Consider the following 9,445-nt stretch of genomic DNA (forward strand, 5'->3'; position numbering starts at 1 on the left):
GGATGTGTACCGCGCACTGCGCGCGCTCAATCCGTCGCCGTACATGTACTTCGTCGACCTGGGCAACACGCAGATCGTCGGCTCCTCGCCGGAAATCCTGGCGCGCCTCAAGGACGGCAAAGTAGTGGTGCGTCCGCTCGCCGGCACACGCAAGCGCGGCGCCACCGACGCCGAGGATCAGGCGCTGGAAGCGGAATTGCTGGCCGACCCGAAAGAGCGGGCCGAGCACGTGATGCTGATCGATCTGGGCCGCAACGACATCGGCCGCATCAGCGAAACGGGCAGTGTGGAGGTGAGCGAATCCTTTGTGGTGGAGCGCTACTCGCATGTGATGCACATTGTTTCGCAGGTGCAGGGCACGGTACGCCCGGACGTGGGCTATATGGACGTGCTCAAGGCCACCTTCCCGGCTGGCACGCTCAGTGGTGCTCCTAAGATTCGCGCGCTGGAGATCATCCAGGAGCTGGAGCCGTACAAGCGCAACATCTATGCCGGCGCCATCGGCTGGATCGGCTGGTGGGGCGATGCGGATACCGCCATTGCCATCCGCACCGCGGTGATCCAGGACGGTCGCCTGCATGTGCAGGCCGGTGCCGGCATCGTCTACGACTCCGATCCCGCCTCCGAGTGGGAGGAGACCATGAGCAAGGGACGCGCGTTGTTCCGTGCCGTGGCGCAGGCGGCCAAGGGCCTGTGAGCATGCGTACCGTTCGACGTGGTGCGGTCATTTCCTGCGCCATCGGCTTGAGCACCGGCAGCCTGTTGGCGCCGGTGCAGGCACGCACGCCGGAAACGCCGCCGGTATGGCACGACGACGCCACCTCGCGCGTGGAAGTGCTGGCGCTGCTGCAATCGCTCAACGCCGATCTGCTCAGTCATCCCAGTGCCACGCTGACGCTGGAGCGCTGGTGTGGCGCGCATCACCTGGCCGCCGAGGCCAAGGTGATTGCCGAGCGCGTGCGTGGCATGGACAAGCCGCTGCCGGCCGACGCGCGCGAACAACTCGCCATTGGCCCTGACGAACCGGTACGTTATCGCCGCGTGCAGCTCTCCTGTGGCGGCTTGGTATTGTCTGAAGCGGATAACTGGTACGTGCCGTCTCGACTCACCGAGGCGATGAATCAAGCGCTGGATGCCAGTGACACGCCGTTCGGCAAGGTCGTGCAGCCGCTGCATTTCCGCCGCCAGACGCTGGCTGCCGATTTGCTGTGGTCGCCCATGCCGCAGGGCTGGGAGACCGGCGCACCGCTGCCGCCAGCCACCGGCGAATTGTTGATGCCGCACTACGTGCTGCAGCATCGTGCGGTGTTGTTCGACCAGGCCAACCGGCCGTTCAGCCTGGTCGTGGAGAGCTATACCTCCAACGTGCTGGCCTTTCCGCAGCCGGCGTTGTCCTCCCGCTAGCTCGTCATTCCCGCGAAAGCGGGAGGCGCCCTTCAACCGCCGAAGGGCGGGTCATCCCGATCCTTTGCCTCGAGGGTTCTGCGCAGCCTAGGGGCCGCAGACCCTGGCCACCTCGCTAGTGCACCGGCACGTCGAAGATCTGCCGCGGCGTCGGTTCGGGCGTCAGCGTGTAGTGCCACCACTCCATGGCGTAATTGCGAAAGCCACCGGCTTCCATCGCCGCCCGCAGCCGCTCCCGGTTGGCGTGTTGCGTGGCCGTAACCTGCGGTGACTCGGTGTTCGCGCGGGTGCCGAAGTAGTCGAAGTCCGTGCCCATGTCGAGCGGCGAGCAATGGGTATCGCGCGCATCGCATTGCTCCAGCGTGAGATCCACCGTGGCGCCACGGCTGTGACCCGACACCGGGGCAATGTAGTCGCCGAGCAGGGCGCGCTTGTCCAGCTCGGGGTAATGCGCGGCCTTGGTGCGTTGGTCGCTCAGGTCGCCGGCCCAACGCACGAAATGCGCTACGGCGCGTGCGGGGCGATAACAGTCGTAGAGTTTCAGGCGCTGGTGCTGCGCGTGCAGTTCGTGCTCCACGTGGGCCAGTGCTTCGGCCGCCGGTTTCAGCAGCAGGCAGGCAGGGGCGAGGTAACCGTCCACGGGTGCGCCCACGAAATTGTCGCTGCCAGCGTACTTGATGTCCTCAGCGATATCCGGCGCCAGCGTGCGGATATCCACCAGTCCCGCTTCATTCGCCGTGCGTGCGGGCGACAGGGGCGGGGCCTCGTCGGCCCGAGCGATCGGGCCGACAGGCACGGCGAGTGCGGCGAGTAACCACAGGGCGTGGCGCATAAGCTCAGCCGGCCGTGTGCTGGGACTGGGCGTACTGCGTCACCTCGCCCCACACGCGCAGCAGGTTGCCGCCCCACAGTTTGGCGATGTCGTCGTCGCTGAAGCCCTGGCGGCGCAGTGCCTCGGTGACGTTGCGCGTTTCCGTGGCGTCCTGCCAGCCGGCGATGTAGCCGCCGCCGTCGAAGTCCGAGGCAATGCCCACGTGGTCGACGCCGGCCACATCCACCATATGTCGGATGTGCTTGGCGAAGTCGTCCACGGTCGGCAGCGGGAAGGCGGCATCGATGCGCTTCATGCCTTCGATATAAGCGGGCAGGTAGTCGTGCTTCTCGCTGTCGTAAATCTTGTCGCCGGCGGCCTTGGCGACCTGGGCTTGCAGTGCTTTCTCAGCCAGGTCGCGGCCCGGATCGAGCTTGAGGAAGCCCTTGTAGGCCACTGCCTGGATCACGCCACCTTTGCCGGCGATGGCGCGCAGCAGGTCGTCGGGCAGGTTGCGCGGGTGATTGGTGAGCGCGCGCGAAGAGGAGTGCGAGGCGATCACCGGTGCGCTGGACAGGGCCAGCACATCGCGTACGCAGGCATCGGAGGAATGCGACACATCCACCATGATGCCAAGCTGATTGGCGCGCTTGACCACGCTGCGTCCAAACTCGCTGATGCCTGCGTCGCTGAGCGGCGGATCCCCCAGATCGGCTTCCGGCGTGGAACTGGTGCACAGGTCGTTGTGGCCCATGTGGGCAAGGCCGACATAGCGCGCGCCGCGCGCATACGCCTTGTCGAGGTTCTTCAGGTCATGGCCGAGCGAATAGCCGTTTTCCACACCGATCATGGCCGATAGCTTGCCGGCCGCGCGATTGGCGCGCACGTCTTCGGGCGTGGTGGCCAGGCGGATGCGGTCAGGGTAGGTCTTGAGCATCAGCGCGATGGCGTCGTACTTGCGCTGCGCCTCGGCGACGGCGTGCGCATAGCCTTTGGGCGTCAATGGGCCCTGCTCCACGTAGACGATGAAGAAGGCCGCATCCAGTCCGCCGCGCGCCATCTTGTCCAGATCGACCTTCAGCACGGGCGAGCTGGCTGCGTCAAAGCGCGGGTCGTGCATGAAAGCGAAGGGGATGTCGACATGGGTATCCAGCGTGATCGGCGGATCTTGTCGCACCGTTGCGGCGGTACTTCCCAGAGCGAATGTCAGTGCAACCGCGCCACCCATCGTGCGGAACAGGTTCATGCCGTCCTCCCTCCTCTGCGTTGTCCCTGGCATCCTACAGGCTGGATGCGGCCGTAGCGCAAGCGTCCCCTCGCAGTGCGTCTGGCGATATGCTCGGTGGCAGGTGGCTTGGATTCGACGCAAGGGCAGCGCATGAGATGTTTGCAAGCGATGGTGTGGTGGCTGGCAGCCACCGTGGTTTCGATGCCGGCCGTGGCTGCAGGCCCGATGGCCACGCAAGCGATACCTCCGTCGGGAGTGATCGGTATGAGTGATCCGGCCAAGCTTTCACCGGCTTTCTGGATTCAGCAGTTGGCCGAGCCCGATCGTGTGCTGCTCGACGAGGCTGCCATCCAGGCGCAGAACAGCAAGCTCTATCGGCTCGATCCTTCCATGCGCGATCTGCGCGCACTGCCCGCCAGCGTATCGCGCGAGCAGGTGTTGGGCTGGATCGGTGCCATCTCCCAGTTACCCAAGCGGCCCCTGTTCAATGTTCAGGGCGAGCGCATAGCCGATGCCGCCTTGCATGAGGTCAGTGAGCAACTTGCGCTCGATCAGGTGCCTGCGCAGCAGCCCACGCGCTATGGATTGGTCGTCCGGCGCGCGGCGCTGCGCAGCTTTCCCACCGACCTTCGCGTGTTCACGGTGCAGGGCGATACGGATATCGATCGCTTCCAGGAAACCGCCGAGTTTCCCGGCACGCCGGTAGCGATCGTGCATGCCAGCCAGGACGGGCAGTGGCTGTTCGTGCTTAGCCCGCGCTATGCGGCCTGGACACGTCGCGAGAATGTGGCCGAGGGCTCGGCCGAGCAGGTGTTTGACTACCAGTCACGGGCACCCCGGCGCGTGGTGACCGGGGCCGGCGCGCAGACCGTGTATGCCCGGGAGCAACCCGCGCTGTCCAAGGTAACGCTCGACATGGGTGTCTCGGTGCCATGGCTCACCGAGCATCCCGCCGATCAGCCGGTCAATGGCGAGTCGCCTTATGCGGCCTATGTGATCCAGCTCCCCGTTCGACGTGAGGATGGTTCGCTCAGCCTCGCCGCCGCGTTGCTGCCGCGCCAGGCCGATACCGGCGATGGCTACCTGCCGCTGACCGAAGCCAATATTTTGCGCCAGGCCTTCAAGTTTCTCGGCGAACGTTATGGCTGGGGCCACGACTACGACGGGCGCGATTGCAGCGGTTTCGTGTCCGATGTCTATCGCAGCATGGGCGTGCAAATGCCGCGCGATACCGGTCGCCAAGAGGCTAGCCCCGCGCTGGTGCACCAATCCTTCAGTGCCAGCGACGGCCATGACGCACGCATGCGCGCCGCGCGTGCGCTCAAGGTGGGCGACCTGGTCTACATCCCCGGTCACGTGATGATGGTGGTCGGGCAGGTCGATGGCGAACCGTACGTCATCCACGACACCACGGGTATCGCCTATCGCGATGAGCAGGGCGCCATGCGGCGGGTCAAGCTCAACGCCGTATCGGTCACGCCGCTGTTGCCGCTACTGCTCGACGATGGGCGCAGCTATGTGGATCACATGACTGGCATCGTCCACATCCGCCCTTGAACGCTTGAGCAGGTATCCGGCGACATGCGCATTGCGGCCATCGAACTCGGCATCGTGCGGGTCCCTTTGCGGCAGCCCTTTCGTACGGCGCTGCGCTGCGTAGAGCAAGCGGTGGACGTGGTGGTGCGTGTACGCACCGATGCCGGCCTGGTGGGCTACGGTGCGGCACCGCCCACGGCGGCCATTACCGGCGACACGGTGGCGTCTATCGTGGCCGCGATTCGTGGCGTCATGGCGCCGCGCTTGCTGGGTCGCTCACTGGACGAGCGCGACGACCTTGCCTCGCTGATACACACGGCGGTGCCCGGCCAACCCAGCGCCAAGGCGGCGTTGGATATTGCCTTGCACGATCTGTGGGCGCAGATGCAGGGCATGCCGCTTTATCAGTGTCTGGGCGGCGGCGTGCCACAGCTGCGTACCGATCTCACCATCAGCGTGGAAGAGGTGGCGGTTATGGTGAGTCATGCACGGCAGGCGGTGGACAGCGGGTATCGCGCGTTGAAGATCAAGCTGGGGCGTGAGTCGGCGCTGGATATCGAACGCGTCCTCGCCATTCATAACGCCGTGGGTGATCGTGCCAGCCTGCGGCTGGATGCCAATCAGGGATGGACGGCCAAACAAGCCGTGGAAATCATGCAGACGCTTGAAGGCGCCGGCGTGCAAGCGGAGTTGCTCGAACAGCCGGTGCCTGCACGCGACCTCGACGGCCTCGCCTATGTGACCTCCCGCGTGCGGACGCCGGTAGTGGCCGACGAAAGCGTGTTCAACGAGCACGATGCGCTGGAGATCATTCGCCGCGGAGCCTGCGACATTATCAACATCAAGCTGATGAAGGCTGGCGGCATTTCGGGTGCCTTGCGTATCGCCGAGGTTGCCGGGGCACATGGCCTCAGCTGCATGATGGGCTGCATGCTCGAAGGCGCTATCGGCGTTACGGCGGCTGCGCATGTGGCCGTGGCGCGCGCTTCGACCATCACCGCCATCGACCTGGACGGCCCCGTGCTGTGCAGGTACAACCCGGTGGAAGGTGGGGCGGTGTTCGGAGGCCCGGATATCACGCTCGGCGACGCCCCTGGTTTGGGTATCCATGGTGTGGGTGAAATGGAGAGACTGGACGATGAGTTCACTGCATGAAGACGCCCGGCCCCAGGCATGGCGCCGCTGGTTACTGCTGGGCCTATGCAGCCTGGCGGGCACCGTGATGGCCACGGAGGACGACAGCGCCTGGCGCGCGTCGCGTCAGATCGTGCTGGTGGTGACACCCGACTGGAATGCCGATCACGGTGTGCTCCGCCGCTTTGAGCGCACGCATGGTCAATGGCAGCCCGTGGGTGAAGCGCAGGCCGTGGTGGTGGGGGAGTCCGGCTCGGCCTGGGGTTTGGGCTTGAACGCAGCGCAGACGGACGGGCCGCAGAAGAAGGAGGGCGATGGCCGCAGCGCGGCGGGTGTGTACCGCATCGGCGAGGCTTTCGGTTATGCCGCCAGCGCCGACACGCACATGCCTTATCGCGCGCTGCAGGCGTCCGATTACTGCATCGACGTCAACGGCTCGCCTTACTACAACCGTATTGTCGATGCGCGCGAGGTAGGTGAGCAGGCCGTGGCGGGCTCCAGTGAGCCCATGCGGCGAGATATTCATCTCAACGGCGATGCGCTCTATACCGTCGGCTTTGTGATCGAGCACAACGCCCAGGGCAAGGCCGGCGGCGGCAGCTGCATCTTTGCGCATGTGTGGCGTTCGTCGAACGAGGGCACCGCGGGTTGTACCGCCATGCCCGAAACCGCCATGCGCCAATTGCTGGCGTGGCTGAAGCCGGAGGAACATCCCGTGTTCGTGCTGTTGCCGCAGAATGAATACGCACGCCTGCGCGCGTCCTGGCACCTGCCTCACGTGGAGCCGTGAGATGACCGCCGCTGTGCAAGCGGATGTCATCGTCATCGGCGCCGGCATGGCCGGTGCCTCGGTCGCCTATTTTCTGGCGCCGCATGTGCGCGTACTGGTGCTGGAGCGGGAGGAACATCCGGGGGTGCACGCCACGGGCCGTTCGGCGGCGCTGTTTTCGGAAACCTATGGTTCGCCCCAAGTGCGTGCGCTCACCCGCGCGGCGCGGCGCTTCTTCGATCAACCGCCGCCGGGCTTTGCCGAACACGCCATTTTGTCGGCACGCGGTTCATTGAGCGTGGGCACCGCGGCGCAGGTCGATACCGTGCATGCCCTGTACGAGGAAATGGCCCCGCACAGCCATGGCCTGCGCGTGGTGGACGCGGACTGGTTGCGCGCCGCCGTGCCCGTATTGCGCCCCGAGGCCGCCCAGGTGGGCCTGTACGAGCCCGGCGCGGCCGATATCGATGTGCACGGGTTGCATCACGGGTTCCTGCGCGGGTTGCGTGCGCGTGGCGGCCAACTGCGCTGCGATGTGGGCATTCGTTCGATCGAGCGACGTGCCGGTCAATGGGTCATCGATGGCGGTGAGGCGACGTACCGCGCGCCCTTGCTGGTCAATGCGGCGGGAGCCTGGGTGGATCAGGTGGCTGCGCTGGCCGGCGTGGCGCCCATCGGCATCCAGCCGCGCCGCCGCTCGGCTTTCCTGTTCGATCCGCCGTCCGGGCTGGAGACCGCCCGCTGGCCGTTCGTCACCGACCTCGACGAGACGTTCTACTTCAAGCCCGATGCGGGCCTGCTGCTTGGTTGCCCGGCCAACGCGGACGATGTTCCTCCGCAGGATGTACAGCCCGAAGCGCTGGATATCGCGCTGGGTATCCATCGCATCGAAGAAGCCACCACCATGACCATCCATCGCCCCAGGCGCACCTGGGCGGGGTTGCGCTCCTTCGTGGCGGATGGTGACCTGGTGGGTGGCTTTGCCCCCGGGAGGAGTGATTTCTTCTGGGTGGCCGCGCAGGGCGGCTACGGTATTCAGACCAGTGCCGCGATGGGCGAAGCCTGTGCGAACCTGGCGCTGGGCAGGCCCTTGCCAACGCACCTGCAAGAGGTCGGCTTGACCCCGGCCATGCTGAGCCCCGCGCGGCTGGCCCGCTGAGGCCCGGTGACCCTCCGGAGGGGGCTATACGCCTCCGTTGCTGCAGTGCGGCGCGGGATTGAGCACAATGCACCTTCTGGCATCGTGTCCGGTGGGCGTGATAAGCGGCCTCGCCGGCCGCAAACCCCTGCGCGTGGTGCTGGGCTTTCGCCGTGCAATCAACTGGTTGGCATCCCCATGCTTTTGATGATCGATAACTACGACAGCTTTACCTTCAACCTCGTGCAGTACCTGGGCGAGCTGGGCCAGGAGGTGAAGGTGGTACGCAACGATGCGTTGGACGTGGCAGGCATTCGTGCGCTGCGGCCTTCGCACATCATGATTTCGCCAGGGCCGGGTACGCCCGACGACGCCGGTGTGTCGCTGGATGTGTTGCGCGAGCTGGCCGGGGAGATTCCGGTGTTCGGCGTGTGCCTGGGGCATCAGGCCATCGGCCAGGTGTTCGGCGGCAAGGTGATTCGCGCCAAGCAGATCATGCATGGCAAGACCTCGCCGGTGCGCCATCGCGGCCAGGGCGTGTTTGCCGGCCTGCCCGATCCGTTCGAGGCCACGCGCTATCACTCGCTGGTGGTGGAGCAGTCCTCGCTGCCCGATTGCCTGGAAGTCACCGCCTGGACCGAGAACCCCGACGGTTCCATCGACGAGATCATGGGCCTTCGCCACAAGACCCTGAAGGTCGAGGGCGTGCAGTTCCATCCCGAGTCGATCCTCACGCAGTACGGTCACGACCTGCTGCGCAATTTCCTTGGCTTGCCATTGAAGCTCGCCGCATGAGCGGGGCAGCCAGCACGCCGGTGGGGCGCCGCGTCACCATCACGCCGCAGGAAGCGCTGCAGCGCACGATCGAGCATCGCGAGATCTTCCACGACGAGATGATCGAGCTGATGCGACAGATCATGCGCGGCGAGGTGAGCCCGCTGATGACGGCGGCCATCATTACCGGCCTGCGCGTAAAGAAGGAAACCGTCGGCGAGATCACCGGCGCCGCACGCGTGATGCGCGAGTTGTCGGCCAAGGTGGAGCTGCCGCCGCACGAGCATTTCGTGGACATCGTGGGTACCGGCGGCGATGGCGCCTCCAGCTTCAATATTTCCACCGCCTCGATGTTTGTCGCGGCGGCGGCGGGGGCGCGCATTGCCAAGCATGGTGGCCGCAGTGTGTCGTCCAAGTCGGGCAGCGCCGATGTGCTGGAAGCGTTGGGCGCGGTGATCGATCTGCCGCCCACCAAGGTGGCTGAATGCATGCAGGCATGCGGCATCGGCTTTATGTTTGCGCCGAACCATCATCCGGCGATGAAAGTGGTGGCGCCGGTGCGCAAGGAAATGGGCGTGCGCACGCTGTTCAACATTTTGGGTCCACTGACCAACCCGGCCGATGCGCCCAATATCCTGATGGGCGTGTTCC

The 9,445-nt window shown here is 65.6% G+C and carries 10 protein-coding genes; 8 read left to right on the forward strand and 2 right to left on the reverse strand.

What is annotated here, in order from left to right:
* Together JHD67_RS20030 and JHD67_RS20035 are read left to right on the forward strand one after the other, a co-directional pair.
* Positions 1 to 697: anthranilate synthase component I family protein (locus tag JHD67_RS20030; protein ID WP_199100935.1), on the forward strand; the 697-nt coding region annotated here is incomplete at its 5' end.
* Positions 698 to 699: 2 nt separating this feature from the next.
* The gene (locus JHD67_RS20035; RefSeq protein WP_199100936.1) at positions 700 to 1,404 is read left to right on the forward strand and encodes a hypothetical protein; all 705 of its coding nucleotides are present in this window, start codon (positions 700 to 702) and stop codon (positions 1,402 to 1,404) included.
* A 115-nt stretch (positions 1,405 to 1,519) separates the two neighbouring features.
* Here JHD67_RS20035 and JHD67_RS20040 read toward each other — a convergent pair whose 3' ends face one another.
* On the reverse strand, positions 1,520 to 2,236 hold the full coding sequence (locus tag JHD67_RS20040; RefSeq protein WP_199100937.1) for a M15 family metallopeptidase: 717 nt from the start codon (positions 2,234 to 2,236) through the stop codon (positions 1,520 to 1,522).
* 4 nt (positions 2,237 to 2,240) lie between these two features.
* The gene (locus JHD67_RS20045) at positions 2,241 to 3,461 is read right to left on the reverse strand and encodes a dipeptidase (protein ID WP_199100938.1); all 1,221 of its coding nucleotides are present in this window, start codon (positions 3,459 to 3,461) and stop codon (positions 2,241 to 2,243) included.
* Positions 3,462 to 3,644: 183 nt separating this feature from the next.
* Between JHD67_RS20045 and JHD67_RS20050 the strand changes: the two genes are divergently transcribed.
* From JHD67_RS20050 to trpD, 6 genes are all read left to right on the forward strand, one after another.
* Positions 3,645 to 5,000, forward strand: coding sequence for an SH3 domain-containing protein (locus tag JHD67_RS20050; RefSeq protein ID WP_233172124.1), 1,356 nt, complete (start codon positions 3,645 to 3,647; stop codon positions 4,998 to 5,000).
* 24 nt (positions 5,001 to 5,024) lie between these two features.
* Complete coding sequence (locus tag JHD67_RS20055) at positions 5,025 to 6,134, forward strand: dipeptide epimerase (RefSeq protein WP_199100939.1); 1,110 nt, start codon at positions 5,025 to 5,027, stop codon at positions 6,132 to 6,134.
* Between the two features lie 67 nt (positions 6,135 to 6,201).
* Positions 6,202 to 6,903, forward strand: coding sequence for a hypothetical protein (locus JHD67_RS20060; RefSeq protein ID WP_233172126.1), 702 nt, complete (start codon positions 6,202 to 6,204; stop codon positions 6,901 to 6,903).
* A gap of 1 nt (position 6,904) precedes the next feature.
* A complete protein-coding gene (locus JHD67_RS20065) occupies positions 6,905 to 8,041 on the forward strand; it encodes an FAD-dependent oxidoreductase (protein WP_199100941.1) in 1,137 nt (378 codons plus the stop codon).
* A gap of 177 nt (positions 8,042 to 8,218) precedes the next feature.
* Positions 8,219 to 8,815 (forward strand): aminodeoxychorismate/anthranilate synthase component II, encoded by a 597-nt coding sequence (locus tag JHD67_RS20070; RefSeq protein WP_199100942.1) that lies wholly within the window; start codon positions 8,219 to 8,221, stop codon positions 8,813 to 8,815.
* On the forward strand, positions 8,812 to 9,445 hold a 634-nt coding region (gene trpD, locus JHD67_RS20075; RefSeq protein WP_199100943.1), incomplete at its 3' end, for an anthranilate phosphoribosyltransferase. The genes JHD67_RS20070 and trpD, both read left to right, overlap by 4 nt.

The sequence above is a fragment of the Dyella sp. ASV21 genome (genome assembly GCF_016428975.1).
Classification (GTDB): domain Bacteria; phylum Pseudomonadota; class Gammaproteobacteria; order Xanthomonadales; family Rhodanobacteraceae; genus Dyella.